The organism is Pseudanabaena sp. SR411, assembly GCF_002251945.1.
Lineage (GTDB): Bacteria > Cyanobacteriota > Cyanobacteriia > Pseudanabaenales > Pseudanabaenaceae > Pseudanabaena.
Genome location: NZ_NDHW01000075.1, coordinates 1 through 22,283, shown reverse-complemented (window position 1 = coordinate 22,283; position 22,283 = coordinate 1). Strand labels below are relative to the sequence as shown.

The 22,283-nt window shown below is 43.2% G+C and carries 18 protein-coding genes; 12 read left to right on the top strand and 6 right to left on the bottom strand.

The window, feature by feature from the left end; translation table 11 throughout:
- Window positions 1–33 precede the first annotated feature (33 nt).
- From B9G53_RS06530 to metG, 5 genes are all read right to left on the bottom strand, one after another.
- Window positions 34–987 (bottom strand): DNA-directed RNA polymerase subunit alpha, encoded by a 954-nt coding sequence (locus tag B9G53_RS06530; RefSeq protein ID WP_094530384.1) that lies wholly within the window; start codon window positions 985–987, stop codon window positions 34–36.
- Window positions 988–1,117: 130 nt separating this feature from the next.
- A complete protein-coding gene (gene rpsK / locus B9G53_RS06525; protein ID WP_009628986.1) occupies window positions 1,118–1,513 on the bottom strand; it encodes a 30S ribosomal protein S11 in 396 nt (131 codons plus the stop codon).
- Window positions 1,514–1,533: 20 nt separating this feature from the next.
- On the bottom strand, window positions 1,534–1,917 hold the full coding sequence (rpsM, locus tag B9G53_RS06520) for a 30S ribosomal protein S13 (protein ID WP_009628987.1): 384 nt from the start codon (window positions 1,915–1,917) through the stop codon (window positions 1,534–1,536).
- A gap of 321 nt (window positions 1,918–2,238) precedes the next feature.
- The gene (locus B9G53_RS06515) at window positions 2,239–2,895 is read right to left on the bottom strand and encodes an NYN domain-containing protein (RefSeq protein ID WP_094530442.1); all 657 of its coding nucleotides are present in this window, start codon (window positions 2,893–2,895) and stop codon (window positions 2,239–2,241) included.
- Between the two features lie 440 nt (window positions 2,896–3,335).
- The gene (metG, locus tag B9G53_RS06510; protein ID WP_094530382.1) at window positions 3,336–4,904 is read right to left on the bottom strand and encodes a methionine--tRNA ligase; all 1,569 of its coding nucleotides are present in this window, start codon (window positions 4,902–4,904) and stop codon (window positions 3,336–3,338) included.
- Window positions 4,905–5,030: 126 nt separating this feature from the next.
- Here metG and B9G53_RS06505 point away from each other — a divergent pair, with 126 nt between their 5' ends.
- Together B9G53_RS06505 and B9G53_RS06500 are read left to right on the top strand one after the other, a co-directional pair.
- On the top strand, window positions 5,031–5,540 hold the full coding sequence (locus B9G53_RS06505) for a nucleoside deaminase (RefSeq protein WP_094530380.1): 510 nt from the start codon (window positions 5,031–5,033) through the stop codon (window positions 5,538–5,540).
- A 379-nt stretch (window positions 5,541–5,919) separates the two neighbouring features.
- Window positions 5,920–6,948 carry a DUF6709 family protein gene (locus B9G53_RS06500; RefSeq protein WP_094530378.1) on the top strand — a complete coding sequence of 343 codons (1,029 nt, stop codon included), beginning with the start codon at window positions 5,920–5,922 and terminating at the stop codon, window positions 6,946–6,948.
- Window positions 6,949–6,982: 34 nt separating this feature from the next.
- On the opposite strand, the gene B9G53_RS06495 is transcribed toward B9G53_RS06500, so the two are convergent.
- Window positions 6,983–7,444 (bottom strand): hypothetical protein, encoded by a 462-nt coding sequence (locus B9G53_RS06495; RefSeq protein ID WP_094530376.1) that lies wholly within the window; start codon window positions 7,442–7,444, stop codon window positions 6,983–6,985.
- 92 nt (window positions 7,445–7,536) lie between these two features.
- On the opposite strand from B9G53_RS06495, the gene ilvD reads away from it, so the two are divergent.
- From ilvD to purL, 10 genes are all read left to right on the top strand, one after another.
- A complete protein-coding gene (gene ilvD, locus B9G53_RS06490; RefSeq protein WP_094530374.1) occupies window positions 7,537–9,222 on the top strand; it encodes a dihydroxy-acid dehydratase in 1,686 nt (561 codons plus the stop codon).
- Between the two features lie 733 nt (window positions 9,223–9,955).
- Window positions 9,956–11,248, top strand: a complete 1,293-nt coding sequence (locus B9G53_RS06485; protein WP_094530372.1) for a response regulator — start codon at window positions 9,956–9,958, stop codon at window positions 11,246–11,248.
- A gap of 221 nt (window positions 11,249–11,469) precedes the next feature.
- Window positions 11,470–11,829 (top strand): response regulator transcription factor, encoded by a 360-nt coding sequence (locus B9G53_RS06480; protein WP_094530370.1) that lies wholly within the window; start codon window positions 11,470–11,472, stop codon window positions 11,827–11,829.
- Between the two features lie 72 nt (window positions 11,830–11,901).
- Entirely contained in the window at window positions 11,902–12,267 is a 366-nt protein-coding gene (locus B9G53_RS06475) for a response regulator transcription factor (RefSeq protein WP_094530368.1), read from the top strand.
- Between the two features lies 1 nt (window position 12,268).
- Window positions 12,269–12,787, top strand: a complete 519-nt coding sequence (locus tag B9G53_RS06470) for a chemotaxis protein CheW (RefSeq protein WP_094530366.1) — start codon at window positions 12,269–12,271, stop codon at window positions 12,785–12,787.
- Window positions 12,788–12,855: 68 nt separating this feature from the next.
- Entirely contained in the window at window positions 12,856–15,192 is a 2,337-nt protein-coding gene (locus tag B9G53_RS06465) for a methyl-accepting chemotaxis protein (protein WP_094530364.1), read from the top strand.
- A 61-nt stretch (window positions 15,193–15,253) separates the two neighbouring features.
- Entirely contained in the window at window positions 15,254–18,172 is a 2,919-nt protein-coding gene (locus B9G53_RS06460) for a hybrid sensor histidine kinase/response regulator (RefSeq protein ID WP_094530362.1), read from the top strand.
- A 23-nt stretch (window positions 18,173–18,195) separates the two neighbouring features.
- The gene (locus B9G53_RS06455; RefSeq protein WP_094530360.1) at window positions 18,196–18,711 is read left to right on the top strand and encodes a chemotaxis protein CheW; all 516 of its coding nucleotides are present in this window, start codon (window positions 18,196–18,198) and stop codon (window positions 18,709–18,711) included.
- Between the two features lie 125 nt (window positions 18,712–18,836).
- Window positions 18,837–19,559 carry a Uma2 family endonuclease gene (locus B9G53_RS06450; protein ID WP_094530440.1) on the top strand — a complete coding sequence of 241 codons (723 nt, stop codon included), beginning with the start codon at window positions 18,837–18,839 and terminating at the stop codon, window positions 19,557–19,559.
- A 243-nt stretch (window positions 19,560–19,802) separates the two neighbouring features.
- Window positions 19,803–22,127, top strand: a complete 2,325-nt coding sequence (purL, locus tag B9G53_RS06445; RefSeq protein ID WP_176453123.1) for a phosphoribosylformylglycinamidine synthase subunit PurL — start codon at window positions 19,803–19,805, stop codon at window positions 22,125–22,127.
- Window positions 22,128–22,283 lie beyond the last annotated feature (156 nt).

The following is a 22,283-nucleotide window of genomic DNA, read 5'->3' as shown; positions in this document are numbered from 1 at the left end:
CAAACTCTTTAGCGATAAAGAGATTTTGCTTTTTTACAGAACTTTAGAAGCTTTGGACTCAGTTAAGGTCAAGCCAAGATGCTGTTTAAGGGCATCCATAACTTCCTCAGCCGATTTTTGACCAAAGTTTTTGATTTCCAGTAAATCGTCTTGGGTGTATTCCAACAAATCCGCAACAGTGTTAATCTGAGCGCGTTTGAGACAGTTATAAGCTCTAACAGATAGTTGCAATTCTTCAATGTGAATTTGCTTAGTTTCGTCTTGCTCATCACGTTCTTGGGGCAACGAAGGCGCAAGAGTGATTTCTTGCAAGGGCGAGAACAAATTCACCAACACACTAGCGGCTTGGCTAAGTGCTTCTTGAGGTGTAATGCTGCCATTTGTCCAAATATCGATTAGCAGACTCTCTTTGTTGATCGCATCACCGATCCGAGCGTCTTTAATCTCATACTTGACCTTACGCACAGGCATAAACACAGCATCAATCTTGAGTGTATCAATCGGAGAACTGTGATCTTCCTTAGAGCGGTCTACCGAGCGATAGCCTTTACCACGTTCGATTGTGAGTTCCATCTCCAAAGTTGCACCCTCACTGAGAGTTGCGATGTATTGGTTAGGATTGACAATCTCAATGTCCGATGGCAAAGAATGAAAACTGGTAGCCGTGACTAATTTTGAACCGCGCTCTACCAAACGAATGATCTGCGGTGCTGAGCTATAAGACTTCAGCACTAGTTCTTTCAAGTTGAGCATCAAATCCAAAACGTCTTCCCGCACGCCTGGAATCGTCGCAAACTCATGGTTGACACCAGCTATGCGAACAGCAGTGACAGCCGCACCCTCAAGATTGGAGAGCAATACCCGTCTGAGCGCATTTCCAATGGTAATGCCTTGCCCCCGATCTAGTGGTTCCAGTACGAATTGGCTGTACTGGCTATTGTCTTTTTCTGTGTGGGATGCAACGCACTCAACCTGAAACTGTGCCATATTTGTACCGACTTAGTCTGCAAGAGTAAACGAAAATCAAAGGGAGAAATTAGAGAATTGGGGAATTACGAATTACGAGTTACGAATTATGAGCTTAGTTTCTAATTCGTAATTTCTAATTCGTAATTGGTTACACACGTCTGCGCTTTGGAGGACGACAGCCATTGTGAGGAATAGGAGTAATATCACGAATAAGGGTGATCTCTAAACCAGCAGCTTGCAATGCTCTCACTGCGGTTTCGCGACCTGATCCAGGACCTGTGACCATTACTTCAACCTGACGCATTCCTTGTTCCATCGCTCTTCTAGCCGCCGATTCGGCAGCAGTTTGGGCTGCAAATGGAGTACCCTTCTTCGCGCCCTTAAAGCCACTAGCACCAGCCGAAGACCATGAGATCACATCTCCAACAGTGTCTGCGATCGTGACGATAGTGTTGTTAAAAGTAGACTGGATGTAAGCGACTCCATTAGGGACATTGCGCTTATTCTTACGTGCGCCAGTTCTACGAGTTGTTTGACGAGCCATTGTTTCGTATTAATCCTTACTTACTTCTTACCTGGAGCCTTCTTCTTACCTGCGACAGTACGACGACCGCCACGGCGAGTACGCGCATTGGTGCGAGTACGTTGTCCACGGACAGGAAGACCCATACGATGTCTACGACCTCGGTAGCAACCGATGTCTACTAGGCGTTTGATGCTTAAACCTTCGAGACGACGCAGATCGCCTTCTACTTGAAAGTTGGATTCTACCTCTTGGCGTAAAGTTGTTACTTCAGGATCAGTAAGTTCTTTAACCCTTGTATCAGGGTTTATTTTGGTAGCTGCTAAGATTTTTTTGGCGCTAGTTAGACCGATTCCGTATATGTACGTTAGTCCTATTTCGATGCGCTTGTCACGCGGAAGGTCAACTCCTGCAATGCGAGCCACTATAAGTCTCCCAATTTGTTGTCAGTTTTCAATGTTATGTTTGCCCTAAAAGTACTCGTTGACAGACCTTTTCAGGTGTTTTATGAGTAAATTTGAGGACGGATGGCTGTACAACACTATCTTCGTGAGAGCGTGCGTTCTATGCAGTGGGTTAGCTACAATCGACAGAAGCAAATTACGAAGACGTAATATTTTACAGCGAACTCTATAATATATTGACAATGGCAACTTCTGTCAATGTTTTTGCAATTAATCTGTATTTTAAAATTATTTCAAAAATTAATGATGGGGGCTAAGCCCCCATCATTAATTTTTGAAAACCTAAATGTCACGATCGCTGTCTATGGATGCAACTCCAGAGATCGGACGATAGGTATAGCTGGCGATCGATGGTGCGGTGCTAGGCAAATTACTTGGTAAATTACTGGGCGAATGAGGTCGCGATATTTTCATAATATCTTCTTTGATTGCTTCAAGATCAACGTAGCGATCGGCAACGTTAATCAGATGATCGCTGGTCATCGATCTCAAACTGACCACTTCAACACGTACACCGCGATAACTCGCTGCATCAACTGCATAGGCAAGATCCCCATCGCCACTAACAAGTACGGCTGTGTCATAGGAACCAATTAGCGCCATCATGTCTACAGCAATTTCGACATCAAGGTTAGCTTTTTTGGAACCATCGGGTAACTGAACTAGTTCTTTGGAAATAACTCGATAGCCATTGCGACGCATCCACAACAGAAATCCCTGCTGCTTTTCATTGGTGCGATCAACACCTGTATAGAAAAAGGCACGGAGTAACCGTGAGCCATCAGTAAGGCACAAAAGCAACTTGGTGTAATCGATTTCGATCCCCAATTGTAGAGCGGCATAGAAAAGATTAGAGCCATCAATAAAGATGGCGACTCGCCCTCGATTTTCTAAAATTTGGTCTGGTTTAAAACCAGAATCTTGCTCAAAAGGTAACATATTTTTGCCTATAGAACGCTTGTTATCTAGTGCCGCGGGATGAAGCTTTGGTATTAGCATTGATACTTAAAACCGTCCTAAGTGTTTACCTAATTCAGAAGAACCTCTTAAAACTTTTTAATAAACTCACACGTAGCTTATTTGTGTAAAGCTAGTATTGGACGTTAAAAGTAGCTTTCAATAAGAAAAGACATCTGCTCTATCCCAAGACTATTTGAGAATAAATAATGGTTGCTTCTAGGTAGATCTAAGATAAATCTCAAATGAACTTAGAACTATAAAAACGAGTTTTTTATAATTAAGAATACAAAAACAAGAATTTTATTTTTATAACCTATATTTAACTATACACCATAAGTAAATATACTCAGAGGCATAGAATCTGATAGGTGGGGAGATTAATAAACTACACTACATAAAAATTCAGAATGCATTGCTATTTACATAATTTCAATACGCTGAAAAATTGGTGTGGGTGTAGCTAGGGATGTACCTACTTCCAGTATTCCCCAATTTGTGTGGCTCCAATCAGGGGGAGATGTTTCATTGAAATTTATACCCAGTTGCTGATAAGCAGAAACGCTGAGGGTTGGGGTAATCGGTGATAGTAGATAGACTGCAATCCTTACAGATTCTAGCAAAGTGTATAAAGTTTCGTTAACTTCGTTTTGTTTGCCTGCTTTAAATAACTTCCAAGGCGTGGTTTCATCGATTAATTTATTGCAATTCCAGATCAATTCAAGGATTTTCTCGCAAGCAGCACGAAAGTTGAGATTTTGGTAATCAAAAGCCACGCGATCGCCCAAATTTTTTGCTTGCTCGATCACTGGTTTAATCAAATCTGAGACTTCAGTGCGATCACTGGGATCATGAGCAGGAATAGTTTGTTGACAATATTTATTAGCCATGCCGAGACTGCGATTGAGTAAATTGCCGAGGCTATTGGCGAGATCGGCATTCACGATCGCCACAAATCTCTCTTCATTAAAATCACCATCGCGCCCAAACTCGATTTCTTTTAGAAAATAATAACGAATGGGATCAGCACCAAAGCGATCAACCAAATCGTAGGGATCAATGGTATTGCCCAAAGTTTTCCCCATTTTTAGTCCATCTTTTGTCAACAATCCATGACCAAATACACGCTCTGGTAGCGCTAATTCCGCCGACATGAGCATCGCTGGCCAATAAATTGCATGAAATCTCAGGATATCCTTACCAATAATATGGAGATTGAAGGGATACCATTTTTTGAGTGCATTTTCGAGGGTTGGCTCATCGTCAGGATCGAGCAGCGCCGTGACATATCCTAGCAAAGCATCGAACCAAACATAAATTGTATGGGTGGGATCGGTGGGAATAGGGAATCCCCAATCAAGGTTAACGCGAGAAATCGAGAAATCCTGTAAGCCTTGCTTCATAAAGCCAAGGACTTCATTGCGACGACTTTCAGGTTGGATGAAGTCGGGATGAGACTCGTGAAATTGATCCAGGGCCTGTTGATATTTGGAGAGGCGAAAGAAATAATTTGGTTCGTCGCGCCATTCACAGACGACATTGGTATGGATTGGACAATGATGGCTTTCAGGGAGTTCACGCTCTTCTTTAAATTCTTCGCAAGCGACGCAGTACCAACCTTTTTGCTGATTTAAGTATATATCACCCGCTTTATAGACTCTTTGAAAAAATTCATTAACGATCGCTTGATGTTTTGGTGCAGTAGTTCGGGTAAAGCGATCAAAGCGAATATTAAACTTTTCCCAGAGCTTATAAAATTCGGCGACGGTGCGATCGCAATGCTCTTGGGGCGATAGATGATTTTTTTCGGCAGTGCGCTGAATTTTTTGCCCATGTTCATCTGTCCCTGTGACAAACATGACTGGATGTCCTTTGAGCCGATGAAACCGTGCAAAGGCATCAGCAGCGATCGTGGGGTAAGCGCTACCAATATGTGGGCGATCGTTGACGTAAAAAAGTGGTGTGGTTAAGGCGATCGGTTCTAGGGACATGGGTAACTCAATTCAGGACTAATACCATTTTGCAAAAAAATGGTGGTAAATGTAACATTAAACTCCAAAATTATCGGCGGCGTATCGAGCCGTCGATAATTTTTGGGTTTTGAAAAGCCATAAACGATGAAAAATTTAGAAGTGCATCAAATTTGGATGGATCGGGCGATCGCACTGGCAAAAGCTGCAGGGGATTTTGGAGAAATTCCTGTGGGAGCAGTAATTGTGAATCGGTTGGGGGAGGCGATCGCCACTGGGGTAAACCGCAAAGAACGCGATCGAGATCCTACTGCCCATGCGGAAATAGTGGCAATTCGTGAGGCGGCGCGAGTATTACAGGATTGGCATTTAAACGGATGCACTTTATATGTGACTTTAGAACCCTGTCCGATGTGTGCGGGGGCAATTTTGCAAGCGCGGATTAGTACTTTAGTCTATGGTTCTGATGATCCTAAAGCAGGGGCAATTCGTACCGTGGCTAATTTGCCTGATAGTCCTGTGTCTTTTCACAAGCTAGAGGCGATCGCAGGAATCCGCGATCGAGAATGCCAAGAGTTATTGCTTGATTGGTTTGCTAGTCATCGGCGTAGATCCTACAGCGCTTTGCGCTCAAACCCAAACCAAGAAAAAATTTGAAAGCGTTGCTTTGCAACGCTTTCAAATTTTTTCTTGTGGTTCGTTTGATCGGTAATTGCTGTAAGCCACAATTTTATATTTTGAGGACATTGGCACAAAACCACAGGTTGATGATGGAAGCCGTTTCAAAATTTGCAACACTGATTGGTTTTTTTATTATTTGTTTTACACTCAAAAAAAGCTAATTGCAGAATTAACTTTATGCAGACACAAAAAACTTATTGATTGAATTTAGTTCGCAATTTACTGTAATACCAAAAGATAAAATGGCTAGCCATTTTATCTTTTTAAAACCCCGACTGAGTTTGGTTCTTAATCCACAAAAGTGTAGCCACACTTTCGTGAATTGGTATAACTTTTGATATTAGAGAAAACAACCATGTTCAACACCATTATCGGCAAGCAAGTACTTCGCAAAAGCCGCAATTTATTAATATCAAATGGGATATTAATGGCGATTTTGTTAGGCGTAGCTGGATGGCAATATCGCTATTTATATAATTTTGCTCTTGGTCCATTCCCCGTTGATGCTAAAAACTTAGAGGACATTAAATCTCTTGATGATAGCCTGCAACAATACATTACAGTCAAAGGTAATGCAATCGATGATACGGGTGTTCAGCAAATCACAAAAAGAGTTCGTCGTAGTACTGGACAAACTATTAGTCAGTCCGTTTCTGCGAAGTATCAAACTTTGCAACTTGACAAACGTATTCTATTGGTAAAGTCAGGGATAAGTGGCAGTAGCAATCAAGTTACAGGTGGTTTATCTGATATTTCTAGTGAAATCAAAAGCAGAATTGTCACCCCAATTGAATCTCAAGATTCTAGCCTCAAGGGTGCATTTTTACCTTTTATGCTAGATACCAATGACTATCGTTTGGGAGGATATGTTGTACTGTTGTTTGCACTCCCCCTGTCGCTGGTTAGCATTTGGCAAATTGTCTCGGCGCTGCGTTGGCGATCGGATCTGGGCAATCATCCAATTCGCAAACGTCTGGCAAAGATAGGCGATTGGCAGACTCTGATTCAAGAAATTGATACAGAAGCAAGTTCGGGAATTAATACGGTTACGATTGGCGGCAATCAATTAACACGATCTTGGCTACTTCAGCTTCTGAATACTGATATAAAGGCAATTAAGCTTGATCAACTAGTTTGGGCTTACAAAAAAGTGACTTCTACTAAGTATGGCAAGATTTATAGTGCAGTACTATACGATCGCTACGGAGAGGAGTACGGATGTCCTTGTTCTAATGAAGCCGACGTGGAATTGTTATTAAAAGAACTATTCAATCGCTTCCCTTATTTGATTTTGGGCTACAGTGACGAGCTTCAAAAAATGTGGAAACGGGAACGGCAAAAAATGATCGATTCAGTCGATCAAGCGCATCAAGCTGTACTTTAAAAGCAAAAAACTGCACTGAGTGCAGTTTTTTGCTTTATTTACTACATAGAGTATTAATTTGATCGACAACCTCACTTTCCTTAGTTGATGCAGTTTCTAAATCTTGCTTGGCTTTAGTCATCGCATTGACATCTTTTGCCTCAGTTGCTTTGACTTGCCCCTTCAGAGCTTGAGAAGCTTCACCATATACACCTAACAACTGCGCTTGCAATTCCTTAAGCTTTGAGTCTTGAACTGCGATCGCTTGTACTTCTGTGCGGATTTGATCAATATTGTCCGCAAATGCACCAAAGCCTGTAATATCCTTGGGAATCACCAGAGCATTAGTTTTATTGGCAATCGTAACAACTTTGTTACATTGAGAAATCTTACTTTCCCCACAACCATTGAGTACTATTCCAAGGCTCAAAGTCGCCGCATAAAGAGCAGTACGACGCTTGGAAGCAGTTGATAAACGATCAGACAGGTGCTTGGGAAATTGCGTTTGAAGTTGCATTTGGTAATTGCCGATAGTCCAAGATGATTATTCTAGTGTCTAAAAATTCTAAAATGTTTTAGTTGATAAAGCTAATAACAGAGATGTGAACTATGTCCGACAATCGCAGAAGTCGTGCAATTACCGAAGGCGTTCAGCGATCGCCTAACCGCGCCATGTTACGCGCCGTTGGTTTCCAAGACTCGGATTTTACAAAACCTATTGTTGGTGTGGCAAGCGCCCACAGCACGATTACCCCTTGTAATATGGGAATTGCCCCACTAGCAATCCGCGCTGAAGCAGGAATTCGTGATGCTAATGGGATGCCCCAAGTTTTCGGCACAATCACCGTTAGCGACGGAATCTCCATGGGAACTGAGGGAATGAAATATTCTCTTGTGTCCCGTGATGTAATTGCCGACTCGATCGAAACCGCATGTAGCGCTCAGAGTATGGATGGCATTTTGGCGATCGGGGGCTGCGATAAGAATATGCCAGGGGCGATGATCGCAATGGCAAGAATGAATATTCCCGCTATATTTGTCTACGGTGGCACAATCGAACCAGGACATCTTGATGGCGAAGATTTGACCGTGGTTAGTTCCTTTGAAGCCGTTGGTCAATATAGTGCAGGTCGCATTGATGAAGTCAGACTCAACTCAGTTGAGCGCAATGCTTGCCCAGGGGCTGGCTCCTGCGGTGGTATGTATACGGCAAATACCATGTCTTCAGCATTTGAAGCCATGGGCATGAGCTTGATGTATTCCTCTACCATGTCGGCTGTTGCTCCCGAAAAAGCCGCGAATACAGAACTCGCTGGTACGGTTTTAGTCAATGCAATTCGCAATAATCTATTGCCTCGCGACATCATCACCCGCAAATCGATTGAGAACGCTATTTCCGTGGTTATGGCTGTGGGTGGATCAACGAATGCCGTTTTACACTTTTTAGCGATCGCCCATTCCGCAGGTGTGGAATGGAACCTCGATGATTTCGAGCGTATCCGTGAGCGTGTTCCCGTAATCTGTGACCTTAAGCCATCAGGCAAGTATGTAGCCACTGACCTCCACAAAGCAGGTGGTATTCCCCAAGTCATGAAGATGCTTTTAGTGCGAGGTCTATTACATGGTGATTGCATCACGATTACTGGTCAAACCGTTGAAGAAGTTCTCAAAGATATTCCTGCCGAACCTCGCGCCGATCAAGATGTGATCCGTCCTTGGGATCGCCCTATGTATAAGCAAGGACATCTCGCCGTTCTGAGAGGAAATCTTGCTGAAGAAGGTGCTGTAGCCAAAATCTCTGGCGTGAAGAATCCAATCATCACTGGTCCTGCCCGTGTCTTTGAATCAGAAGAAGATTCTCTTACGGCAATTCTTGCTAACAAGATCAATGCAGGAGATATTCTTGTGATTCGCTATGAAGGTCCTAAGGGCGGACCTGGTATGCGCGAAATGCTAGCGCCAACAAGTGCAATTATCGGTGCTGGTTTAGGCGATTCCGTCGGCTTAATTACCGATGGACGTTTCTCTGGTGGAACCTATGGCATGGTGGTTGGTCACGTTGCCCCTGAAGCTTTTGTGGGTGGCGCGATCGCCTTAGTAAAGGAAGGCGACTCGATCACCATTGATGCCCATCAGCGATTGATTCAACTAAATGTCAGCGATGAGGAACTAGCAAGCCGTCGAGCGAATTGGAAGGCTCCTGCTCCTCGTTACACTAAAGGGGTTTTAGCAAAATATGCCAAGCTTGTTTCGACTAGCAGCAAAGGTGCAGTGACTGACTTAGATCTGTTCTAAATCACTCTCTTCCCAGTCTGAAAATAGACATTAGAACCTATAGCAGACCTAAATCATTTGTAGATTTTTGGGTTTGTGGAAGCGCACCCCTTCGGGGTACGCTTCCACACAACTCATTTAGGATTGCTATATATAGCAATCCTAAATGAGTTGTGAAAGTATAAAACTTATAACAAGGGACTTAAGCCACTTGTTTATCCACAAATGATAATAATTTAGGCTTGCTATACCGAAATCATTTGTTTTTCTATAGCAATGTAAGTTGCGCTTAGGACATAAAACCAAAAAGGTGAGTGGCAGCGCTTCGCGCCGCCACTCACCTTCTAGCTATCTCTTGGGTTGCGATAAGTTTAGAGAAGCAAAACCCCAAAAGTATTCTCTTTCATAAGTTTTTCTAAGGTTTTTGAATCAGATCAATGATTATCTTTACATTATTCAGGAATTTGCATTTTTTTTGAGCATCGTTAAAAAGTCTCTAAACAATAAGTATTTTATTTTATTTGTAATAAAATCATGGTTTAATGAATATTCAAGGGAATTAACAAAACTGTAGTTAAAAAAATTAGAAGCTTTTTATAGCAATCCTCAATGGGTTGTGAGAGTGCGCTCCTAAGGGGACAGTCCCACAAACCTCCAAATCTTAAAAGTGATTTAGGATCGCCATAAATATAATCTAAGAATGTTCTAAATGAGGGGGATTCGAGTTCAGACTTAGCAATTGGGAATAATCGTGATGCGTGCTGAAATTAACATAGATAGTGTCAATAAAGAGCAAAAAGAATCTGCTAGAGAGCTATTAAAGAGTTTAGAGTTAAGTAGGGACGGATGTGTTTATGTTGTGCGCGATCGCATTCGTTGGTCGTTCTATATCGAACGGGGAAAATTAGTCTATGCATCCCACTCTTTAGATAGTTTTGAAAGATTAGAAAGACATCTAAGGGCGCTAAGTCGAGAAGTCCCAGCCCTCAACGAAAAAGTGCGATCGCAGCTTCGTCTCATGTTTGACGATCCATCTCCAGAGAATGCGAAGTACAAAGTCACTAGCGAAATTCTCTGTGTTGAATACCTTGCAATTTTGTGGCTAGTTGATGAAAATTATTTACCAAAACCTATGGCAGGCAAACTGGTTGCACGGATCATTCAAGAAGTTGTCGAGGCATTTCTATGTCTGCCCAATGGAAAGTTGGGCGGTATCTATTACGAGCATTTTTTAAAGCAGACCTATTGCAATTTATCAATTGATCGGATCTTAGAAGTAGTTACCCAGAGACTCCAATCATGGTATAAGCTTGGACCGACAATTAGCTCACCCTACCAATGCCCCTATCTAGTCAGTCAGACATCTGCGGAAAAACGCATGTCAGCAGAAACCGTCCAGCGACTTGGGAAAATTTTACGTGGGTTTAACTTTTGTCAATTAGGTGCATTACTAGGCAAAGATCCTCTAGCGATCGCCAAGCAACTTAGCCCTCTAATTAGTGATGGTTCGATTCTATTAAGAGATCCCTTATCTCCCTTCGATATGTTGCCGCGCACCTACTACCTTGCACCTGCTGAAGAGCAAGAAAATATTGAAAAACTCGTAGAAACCTTGACCGACGAAGTTAGCTCAAGTGATGATATCTCTAGTATTTCGCAGGTTTTTATACAGCAACCAACAAAAACTTGGAAGATTGTCTGTATCGATGATAGTGAATCAATGCTCAGTATTATTAGTAGTTACTTGGGTAATGAAGACTTTCAAGTCACGTTAATTCAAGACTCGATGAAAGCGTTGTTAAAAATTACTTCGATTCGTCCTGATTTGATTTTGCTAGATATCGGAATGCCCAATGTTGATGGTTATCAACTTTGTTCTTTAATCCGTAAGTCTTCGATTTTAAAAGATATTCCGATTGTGATGGTGACAGGCAATAAAGGATTGATCGATCGCGCTCGTGCAAGGATCGCAGGGGCTACAGATTATCTAACCAAACCCTTTGTCCAAGCTGATTTACTCAAAATGATCATGCGTCATCTCATGTGAGTATTTACGCATGTTTATAGAAGTATTTAAGAAATTATTGTTTTTAGCCTTCTATAATTAACTCAACGCCAATCTAAAAACACCTTACTTTTATATGGTATCTTTATGTTTTATTAAGAATTGCCAGATCGGATAAAATTAAGGTTAACGCCAAAAGCAAAATCTTGTCTGCAAAAGCCTTAGTTAATGTTGAAAAGAATAAACAGGATTGAGAAAATACTATGACAACAGTGCTTGTAGTTGAAGATACTGCTTCTGAGCAGGATTTGATAGTTAGTTATTTATTGGAAAGTGGTTATAACGTAATCAGTGCAACTAATGGACAAGAAGCTCTCAAAAAAATCGAAGGGAAGAAGCCTGATGTCGTAGTTACGGATTTGGTCATGCCCGGAATGAGTGGATTAGAGCTATGTCGCAGCCTGAAAAAAAATAATGAGACTAAAGATGTACCAATTGTGGCTTGTACTTCTAAAAATCAAGAGCTAGATAAACTCTGGGGCATGAAACAAGGCATTGATGTCTATGTTACTAAGCCTTTCACCCGTGAAGATATTTTACGAGCAGTACGCTCTGTTGCTTGACACAATGCTCGCAAATTAGAGCCTCCAATGGCTTAAAACCCCTATTGACTTACATATACAAGGAGAGAGATCTTGATTACAGTACTAGTTGTCGAAGATACAAATTCGGAACGTGAGTTGATCTGTGATTACTTGCGACAGGGGGGATACGCGGTAGTAAGTGCTGCCGATGGGACGGAAGGATTGGAGAAGTTTAGTAAAAATAATCCCAATGTGGTGATTACAGATTTAGTAATGCCTGGGATGAGTGGTTTAGAGATGTGTCGCGCCATCAAAAAAGCGGCTACTGCGAAAGTGTCAGTCATTGCCTGTACATCCAAGAGTCAAGACCTCGATCGCATGTGGGGAATGAAGCAGGGTGTGGATATTTACCTAACTAAGCCATTTACCAAAGAGGATATTTTGCAAGCAGTGCGATCGCTAGGCTTGGGAGGATGAGATGATGGACTTAATGATCGAATTACAGGAAGAAGAGGCGCAGGTGATCGCGGACTTGCCCTACTTAAGCTTGCTGCTAAATCGTGATTTGACTGTCGCTGTGCAATTAAAGTTTGTGCGCGAAACCTTGGTACTGTCTACTGATCGGTTTACGCAAATGCCGAATGTACATCCTTGCTTGATGGGATTAGTTGAGCATCGCAGTAACGTTTTTTGGGTGTTGGACTTACCGCAATTATTAGGATTTACGCCCCTTGATTCCACGGCGATCGAGACACATATCGCCATTTTACAAATCGGTGACGCGTTTCTTGGATTAGGCGTTGATCGGATTGGGCGCGTAGTTCGCTTCGCTGAAACCGAGATCGTCTCTCCCGAAGATTTACCGCAGACAAAAACTCCACTTGAAACTGTACCATTTTTGCGTGGTTGGCTGGTTAAGTCTGAAGGTATTGATAAAAATCTGTATGTTTTAGATACAGAAGCGATCGCTAGATTTAACTTTACAACATTAGGGTAAGACTCCTCGGCACAAAAATACTGCTGAGTTTTAACTCAAAATCTATCTATACAACAGAGGTTAGACCAATGGTTCTTGATTCACGTTCTCGGATTGACAGCACTGAAACAGTCAATGGTAATGGTGCTAGTCCTTCTAGCAATGTTTCTAATAACGGATCTAATAATGGAACTTACCCTACAGGCGATCCAATCAATCCGACCGTCTCTATTCCTACGGCTCCTGAAACTAAGAAAAAGTCCATTGGTCAATGGTGGCAATCTCTGGGATTACGCACAAAAACGACCATTATCTCTGTTGCCGCGATTACAATTCCTTTGCTAGCAGTTGGTGGATTTACCTATTACTATGTCGGACAAGATATTACCAAATCAACAGAACAAGCTAAAGCGTTGCGAGCCAACGGGATGATCTATCGGACTGGGTACTTCATGCGAGAACGATATGCGGATGTTCAAGTTCTATCCAAATTATCATTTTTGACCAATCCCAAGATCGCGGCAATTACCACAGCTACAGAACGTCAGGCTGTCTTGAATGAGTACATCAAAAATTACATTGTTTACGACAGCATTGCTGCTTTTGACTTGAATGGTGACTTAATTGTGCAGTCTCAAGGAGATGCATTGCCTAATCACAAGGATCGGGTTTATTTCCAAGAAGTCCTCAAAACTAACGCCCCAATCATTAGTCAACCAACAGTCTCCAAATCTTCGAGCGAAATCTCAATTTACTTTGCGGCTCCAATTAAGGATTCTGTTACAGGTAAAACAATTGGTGTTATACGGACAAGAATGCCTGTTGATTCTATGGAAAAGCTCATCAGTGACTTTAGCCGTGATGGAGAGAAATACCATATAGCAGACTCCGATGGTAAGATCTTTGTTGCCTTGGAAAAAGAAAAGGTTGGGCGTGATTTGAAATCTGATTTCCCCAGACTTATCCCATCAATTGCTAAGCGTGAAGTTGCAACAGTAGAATCCATTGACTTAGATACCAAGAAGGAACGGTTTGTGGGTTATTCACCTTTGCCCAAGATCGACGGGTTGCCTGACTTGAGATGGGATTCGGTCATTTCAGTTGAGGCTGATGTTGCACTTAAACCATTGCAGCAATTATTGTTGATCTTGTTGGGAGCAACAGGATCTATAGCAATCTTAGCGGCGGTATTAGCAATCTTGATCGCCCAACGCGCCACCAAACCAATCCTTGACGCAACGCAAGCGGTGGTTGAACTTGGTAAAGGTAATCTCGAAACCCGTCTTGAAGTAAAAGGTGAAGATGAAATGGCGCAACTGGGCGGCAACATTAACTTAATGGCGGGACAGTTACAAGATTTCATTGCGCTCCAAGAAGAACAAAAGCGGCAGTCTGAAGAATTGGCAGAAAAAGAACGGCTTCGTAGTGAATCAATTCAGCGTGAGTTAATCACACTGCTATCTGACGTTGAGGGAGCGGTGAGTGGAGATTTAACCGTTCGCGCTCAAATCTCGGCTGGTGAAATTGGTATCGTTGCCGACTTCTTTAACGCGATCGTAGAAAGTTTACGGGATGTTGTAACGCAGGTAAAACTTGCCACCTTACAGGTAAATACCTCGGTAAACACCAATAATGAATCGATTCGTACCCTCGCCCAAGATGCCACCTTACAAGCAGAACAACTTGATGAAGCACTGCAATCTGTAGAACAGATGACTAACTCGATTCAGCAAGTGGCAAGTAACGCCAGACAAGCGGCTGATGCCTCAACCTTGGCAGCAAACACCGCAGAAACTGGTAGTGTGGCGATCGAGCAATCGGCAGCCAGTATCTTGCAACTCCGACAAACCGTTGCCGAAACTACCAAAAAGGTAAAACGCCTCGGTGAAGCTTCGCAACAGATTTCTAAGGTTGTCGTTTTGATCGACCAAATCGCACTAAAAACCAACATGCTAGCCGTCAACGCCAGTATTGAGGCGGCGCGTGCGGGTGAAGAAGGTCGAGGCTTTGCGGTGGTTGCAGAAGAAGTCGGCGCACTGGCTGCTCAGTCAGCAACAGCGACCAAAGAAATTGCCCGCATTGTCGAGAGCATTCAACAGGAAACCAGTGAAGTGGTCGAATCTATGGAAGCGAGTACTTTACAGGTGGTTGAAGGTACAAACAAAGTTGAAGATGCGCGAAAGAGTTTGAGTCAGATTGTACAAGTTGCGACAAGGGTAAACGAACTCTTCCAAGGTATTTCGATCGCCACAACTTCACAGGTGCAAACCTCGCAATCGGTGAAACAGGTTATGGAAAATCTCTCAACCCAATCGCAAAAATCATCGGAAACTTCCCGCGAAGTATCGATCGCTCTACAGGAAACCGCCAACGTTGCTAGTAAGTTACAAGCTTCGGTAGAAACCTTTAAGGTTGATGCAGCCTAGTTTTTAAAGTATGTGCTTCGCACATACTTTAAAAATTATTAAACAATTAGGAGAGGGAACTATGGCAACTAATACATTAACCGATCGAGAGTGGGAAGTTCGCCTGTTATTTCTGGATGAAGTTAAAGACTTCCTAGCAGATATTGAAATAGAAGTATTAGGTTTAAGCGATCGCGGTTTGCAGCGATCGGCGATCAATCAAATTTTACGGGCTGCTCACTCGATGAAAGGTGGTGCAGCGATGATGGGATTTCTTGCCCTCAGTGAACTGGCTCACCATTTAGAAGACTTTTTTAAGATTTTGCAAGCCAGTAATCAAACCGCGATCACCCCTGATATGGAAAGCCTATTTCTTGCGGCGATCGATGGAATGGGCAAGGTTGCCAAGATTCATAAGCAGCGTAAAATTCCGCCTGAAGATTGGTTGAAAGAACATATTAATCAGCCATTTCAACAACTGCATGAAATCTTAGGAGACTTGTCGGCGCAGGATGAAGCGAGTTTACTCTCTGAGGAAGCAGGACAGGATATGCGTGTCCTCATGTTTGCAACAGAAGTAGATGCTTGTCTAGAAAGGTTAACCAATGTACTTGCTGATCAAAATTCACAGGTACTAAGGGAAGAATTTGAACTCACTAGTCAAGAATTTGGCTGTTTAGGTGAAATGTTGGAATTACCCGCATTTAGCCAACTTTGTACGGAGATTAGTACCGCCTTAGCTAATGAAGACCATAATCTTCAAGAGGTGACATCTGCGGCTTTAGAAGCCTGGAGGCGATCGCAAGCCCTTGTCTTGGTTAGTCAGTTTCAAGCTTTACCTGCTCATTTTGAAATAGCACCCTCTAGTTTAGATTCCATCACAGGTTCTCTCAATGCTTTTAACCTCGAAGAAAATACTCAAGAATCTTTAGATAGTGATTATCTGCATGAAGACAAGACACTTAATCTTGACCAATCTTTGCTAGATTTAGTAGATTTCCAAGATCTAAGCACTGATAAGACCGTCCTAGTCAATGAGCCTGCTACCCCTGATCAAAGTCTGGACGCGACAATTCGCATACCTTTACGTCAGTTAGAAGCCCTGAGCGATCGCTTTGGCGAGTTGAATGCTGAACGGAGTGGATTGCGCCTTCAGTTAAAACGGATGCGCGATCTGGTTCAACTCTTAAATACAAGAATGCATGGTTTAGAGCAATCTAATGCTCAACTCAGAGAAGCTTATGATCGTGTGGTGACCTCCTCAGAACCATTCATCCCCATCAATGCCGTCATAACTCCCGATACACTGACAAATATTAAAGGCGATCGCTTTACCAATCAATCCACAAATAATGAATCATTTCTTCCCTATGCTAGTCGCTTTGATCTACTAGAAATGGATTCCTATAGTGAGTTACATGTGCTATCACGAGAAATCATGGATAGTGTAGTGCAGCTACAGGAAGTTTCCAGCGACTTAGAAACCGCCTTAACGGATACTGAAGGCACAGAACGAGAACTGGGTCGAGCATCTCGCCAAATGCAAACGGCGATCGAACAAGCCAGAATGCGAATGCTCAGTGAAGTCTTAGGACGCTTTCCAAGACTGTTACGAGATTTGTCCTTGGCTCACGGCAAACAGGTGGAACTTGTAGTCCGTGGTAGTTCCACTCTAGTTGAACGCTCTGTGTTAGAGGTTTTGGAAGATCCCCTTTTGCATCTAGTTCGCAACGCCTTTGATCATGGGCTCGAAACGCCAGAAGCACGGATAGCGGCTGGCAAAGCACCCAAGGGAAAAATCGAAATTGCCGCAGGTTATCGCGGTAATCAAACTGTGATTACGGTTAGTGATGATGGCAATGGCATTGATTTTGCCAAACTCCGCGATCGCGCTTTGCAAATGGGCTTAAGTGAGAGCGATCTGGAAGGATCTAGTGAAGCAGAACTATTGGATCTGATTTTTGAAGCAGGATTTAGCACAGCCGATCGCGTCACTGAGCTTTCAGGACGAGGTGTCGGCATGGATGTAGTGCGCTCAAACCTCAGTATGATTGGCGGCAGTGTTCGGATTGAAACAGAAGCAGGGCAAGGCACTACTTTCATTTTAACAGTACCTGTCTCTCTCTCGATTGCAAGGGTTCTTCTTTTCGAGAGCAACGGCTTGCAGATGGCAATTCTGACCAGTGCTGTCGAGGAAATTCTGTTGATTAAAGACACTTCGATCTATACAGTGGCGGATCAAGAAGTATTAGATTGGGAAGGCTATTCTGTGCCTTTATTAAAACTAGGCGATCGCCTGCACTTCTCCCGCCCACAATTCCAAAGTGAAACCGAAAACCGCCCGATTGTAGACGAACCGTTAATGCTAATTGTCGCCCGCAATAACGTTCCCTTTGGATTGCAAGTTGATCGTTACTGGGGTGAGCAGGAAGTAACTATCCGTGGTGTCCAAAGTTTGATCCCGATGCCAACAGGATTTATGGGTTGTGCGATTTTGGGCGGCGGTAAACTTGTGCCACTGGTGGATATTGACAACTTACTCACTTGGGCGATCGCAGATATCGATGAATCTCCCAGCAAAACCCTGACTTTGCCCTCTGAGCGAAGCGATCGGCGCGTTACGGTGTTGGTCGTTGACGATTCCATTAACGTGCGTAGATTCTTAGCGATGACCTTAGAAAAATCTGGCTATCGAGTTGAACAAGCTAAGGATGGTTTGGAAGCAATGGAGAAGTTGCGGAAATTGCAAGCATTACCGAAGAGTTCTCAAGTCAGTGCGGTAATCTGTGATATTGAAATGCCTCGTCTAGATGGATTTGGCTTCCTCGTTCAATCTCGTGGTGATGAAAGTTGTAAAAATATCCCTGTGGTGATGCTCACTTCTCGCAGTGGTGCAAAACACCGAGATTTAGCAATGCGTCTAGGAGCCTCAGCGTACTTTGCTAAGCCTTTCAAAGATAACGAGCTTCTACAAACTTTATCTCAACTTGTAGCTAATTAATTACGAATTATCAATTACAAATTATGCCAGCCATTTCTTCCCTGCGATCGCAACGACTTTCAGAACTTCGACCTGATATTGGTAAGCAATATGTTGCATTTCGCTTACGTCTTGCCTGGTTTATTCTCCCGATAGAATCTATTTATCGGGTAATTCCCTTAGAGAAACATATTCCTAAAATTACATTTTTAGGACAGAATGTGCCGATTATCGATCTTGGGAAAATACTGTTTGGTCAAACTAAAGCAAAAGTAGAGAATGTCCCGCAGTTAGTTGTTAATGGTGCGATCGTCGCCTCCAAACCATCCTTGATTATTGTCCATCGTCAAAATGAAGATTTAGTTGGTATACTCAGTAACTCACAACCTGCACTACAAAAGGTCTCGCAAGATCAAATCGTGTCTCTACCGCCAACCTATAGCCAACGCTGGAAAGTTGACTTTATCAGTTCGATGACTCTTCCTTCTCAGGATTTTCCTTCACTATTTGTAATCGACAGCGATCGCCTGATTTCGACCGCATTAAAAAAGAAAACATAAAACCCAAAAGGCAGAAGGAGGCGCTTTGCGTCCCTTTCTGCCTTTTGGGTTTTTATAAATATATTTTGATATACTGGAGTCTAGCCAAAGCAAGTCAGGTCAACTCTTTTGTTGAGATCAATTTTATGATTCTCCAAATACCACCTACCAAAATCGAGCCAACTATTACTTGGGAAGCTTTGCCTGATGATTTCGTTTTATCTGACGATCCTGTGGAAAATATTCAACAACCGACTCTAGCTGCTGCTCTTACCGATGCATTAGGAGCCGCAAAACTTATACAATCAGATATGCTGATCGGTTCTAATTTTGGACTAGTTGCTACAGTAAATAACAAAATCATTGTCAAAGCTCCTGATTGGTTCTATGTGCCTAAAGTCTATCCTGTAACTAAGGGAACTGTGCGTCGCAGTTACACTCAAAATATCGAAGGCGAACCTGTTAGCGTGGTGATGGAGTTTCTATCTGAGACGGAATGCGGTGAACTCTCAGTTAGATCAACTCCTCCCTATGGCAAACTGTACTTCTATCAACAGATTCTGCAAGTGCCAACATATGTCACGTATGATCCTTATGCACCAAGTCTAGAAGTACGTTGCTTAGAAAATGGGAAATACAATGTACAGGAGCCAAATGCTCAAGGACAAGTATGGATTCCAGAACTAAATTTATTCTTAGGAATTTGGTCAGGAGAGAGGCTAGGACAGTCTATGAATTGGTTGCGCTGGTGGGATCGCTCAGGTAACTTACTGCTATGGAGCGCAGAACAGTCAGAGCAAGAGCATCTTCGTGCTGATAAGTTAGCGGCTAAGTTGCGTGAACTTGGTATCGATCCTGACTCTTTGTAATACATCGATCCTGACTCTTTGTAATACATTGCTTTGCACTGTATTACAACCCAGAGAAATTTTTGAAAGCGCTGCAAAGCAGCACTTTCAAAAATTTCTCTGGGCTACTTCAAGCTTGAGTAAGCTGTAGCAATTCATAAAAGTCAAACCTAGTAACGGGTTTCAAAACACAAAACGGTGTAGCCGTTTTGTGTTTTGGTATAAGATCGATATTGACCGCCCAAGATTTGTCGCACGTTAACTATGACCGCTAATATCATTACCAAATTTTCTCCCGATGAAATTAAGTCTGAGGGCTTAACCCTAGATGAATATCAAATGATTTGCGATCGCCTTGGTCGTGAACCCAACAAAGCCGAATTAGGGATGTTTGGTGTGATGTGGTCAGAGCATTGCTGCTACAAAAATTCGCGTCCGTTACTTAAGCAATTTCCCACCACAGGCGATCGCATTCTCGTTGGACCTGGAGAAAATGCAGGTGTGGTCAAAATTACCGATGATATTGCCATCAGTTTTAAAATCGAAAGTCATAACCGTCCCTCGGCTGTGGAGCCATACCAAGGCGCGGCAACAGGTGTCGGCGGTATTTTACGCGATATTTTTACAATGGGAGCGCGTCCCGTAGCAATTTTGAATTCACTGCGATTTGGGGAACTCTCTGATCCTTGGGTGCGTAGTCGTGTCAATGGTATTGTCAATGGCATTGCAGGTTACGGCAACTGTATCGGTGTGCCTACCGTTGGCGGTGAGGTCTATTTTGATAAAGCTTATAACCGTAATCCCCTCGTCAATGCGATGGCGATCGGGATTATGGAAACTAAGGAGATTGTCAAATCGGGTGCGGCGGGAGTGGGTAATCCTGTGGTTTATGTGGGTTCGACTACGGGACGTGATGGCATCAAGGGAGCGAGTTTTGCTAGTACAGAGATTTCTGGCAAATCAGAACAGAACCGAGCAGCGGTACAAGTGGGCGATCCTTTTTTAGAAAAATCCCTAGTAGAAGCTTGTTTGGAAGCTTTTAAAACGGGTGCTGTGGTTGCTGCACAGGATATGGGTGCAGCGGGTTTGACTTGCTCTACTTCCGAAATGGCTGCTAAAGGCGGTGTTGGTGTAGTTCTCGATCTAGACAAAATTCCTGCTAGAGAAACGGGCATGACTCCCTATGAATATCTGCTTTCTGAATCACAGGAACGGATGCTGTTTGTGGCGCATAAGGGAAGGGAACAAGAACTAATTGATATTTTTGAGCGTTGGGGACTTCATGCGGTAGTTGCTGGAGAAGTTTTAGCGGAACCAATTGTGCGGATTCTCTGGCATGGGGAAGTTGCTGCGGAAATTCCTGCCACAGCCCTCGCTGACAATACGCCCATCTATCATCGTCAGCTTGCGGATACTCCTGACTATGCTAAGAAAGCTTGGGCTTGGGAGGAGAAAACTGCGATCGCTGCTTTTAAATCCATTTCCACCAATGATGCACTTTTACAATTACTTGATACTCCTGTGATTGCCTCTAAATCATGGGTCTATCGTCAATACGATCACCAAGTTCAAAATAATACGGTGATCTTTCCAGGGGGAGCCGATGCAGCGGTGATTCGTTTACGTAGTCAAGGCTTTGGAGTTGGCGAATTGGGATCATCCCAAGCTCAAATCGATTCTCTTGTCGGTGTCGCCGCTACGGTTGACTGCAATGCTCGTTATGTTTATCTCGATCCTTACGAAGGTGCCAAACTAGCAGTTGCCGAAGCCGCGCGTAATCTCTCCTGTGTTGGCTCCGAACCGCTATCTGTCACCGATAATTTGAACTTTGGCAGTCCTGAAAATGCGATCGGTTATTGGCAACTTCACGAAGCTTGTCGCGGAATTGCCGATGCTTGTCGCGAGTTGTCAACGCCTGTGACTGGTGGCAATGTCTCCCTCTACAATGAAACCATTGACTCCGAAGGTAATGCTCAACCGATTTATCCGACTCCTGTAATTGGGATGGTGGGTTTAGTTGAGGATGTCACAAAGGTTTGCGGTCAGGGCTGGCAAGCCGTTGGTGATGCGATTTATCTACTCGGTAGTGATCGCACTAGTTTGGCTGGTTCAGAATATCTTGCTTCAGTCATTGGTGAAGTGACAGGTCGCCCACAATCCGTTGATTTTGACCTAGAACGTAAAGTGCAATTCGCTTGTCGTCAAGGCATTACCCAAGGATTAGTAAAGTCGGCTCATGATTGTGCTGAAGGTGGTCTGGCCGTGGCGATCGCTGAATCAAGTATCTCTGGCAAACTCACGGCACAAATTCAACTCGCTAATCCTGAAGGTCACCATCTCACTCAAGTTCTCTTTGGTGAAGGTGCGAGTCGGATTGTGGTCTCTGTCAAAGATGGCGATCGCACCGCATGGGAAACCTATCTCACCAATCAGTTAGGCAATAATTGGCAACATATCGGCACTGTTAGTGATGCAGATCAGAACTTAGAGATTGTGGTGGGTAAAGAGAAAGCGATCGCTGTATCCCTAGCGCAAATTACTAAAAACTTTAATGAATCAATTCCTAAGCGCATGGGACATACCTTGTAAAATCCACAACCTCAAAGACCTTTAAAAAGCTTGCTCTGCAAGCTTTTTAACCTACATTCCGCTCGTAATGGAAGGGTAAAATAATTACCGAAAATCAAAATCATCGAAAATCAAAAAAGAGGAGGTAAATATTAATACAGAGATGAAAGTATCGAA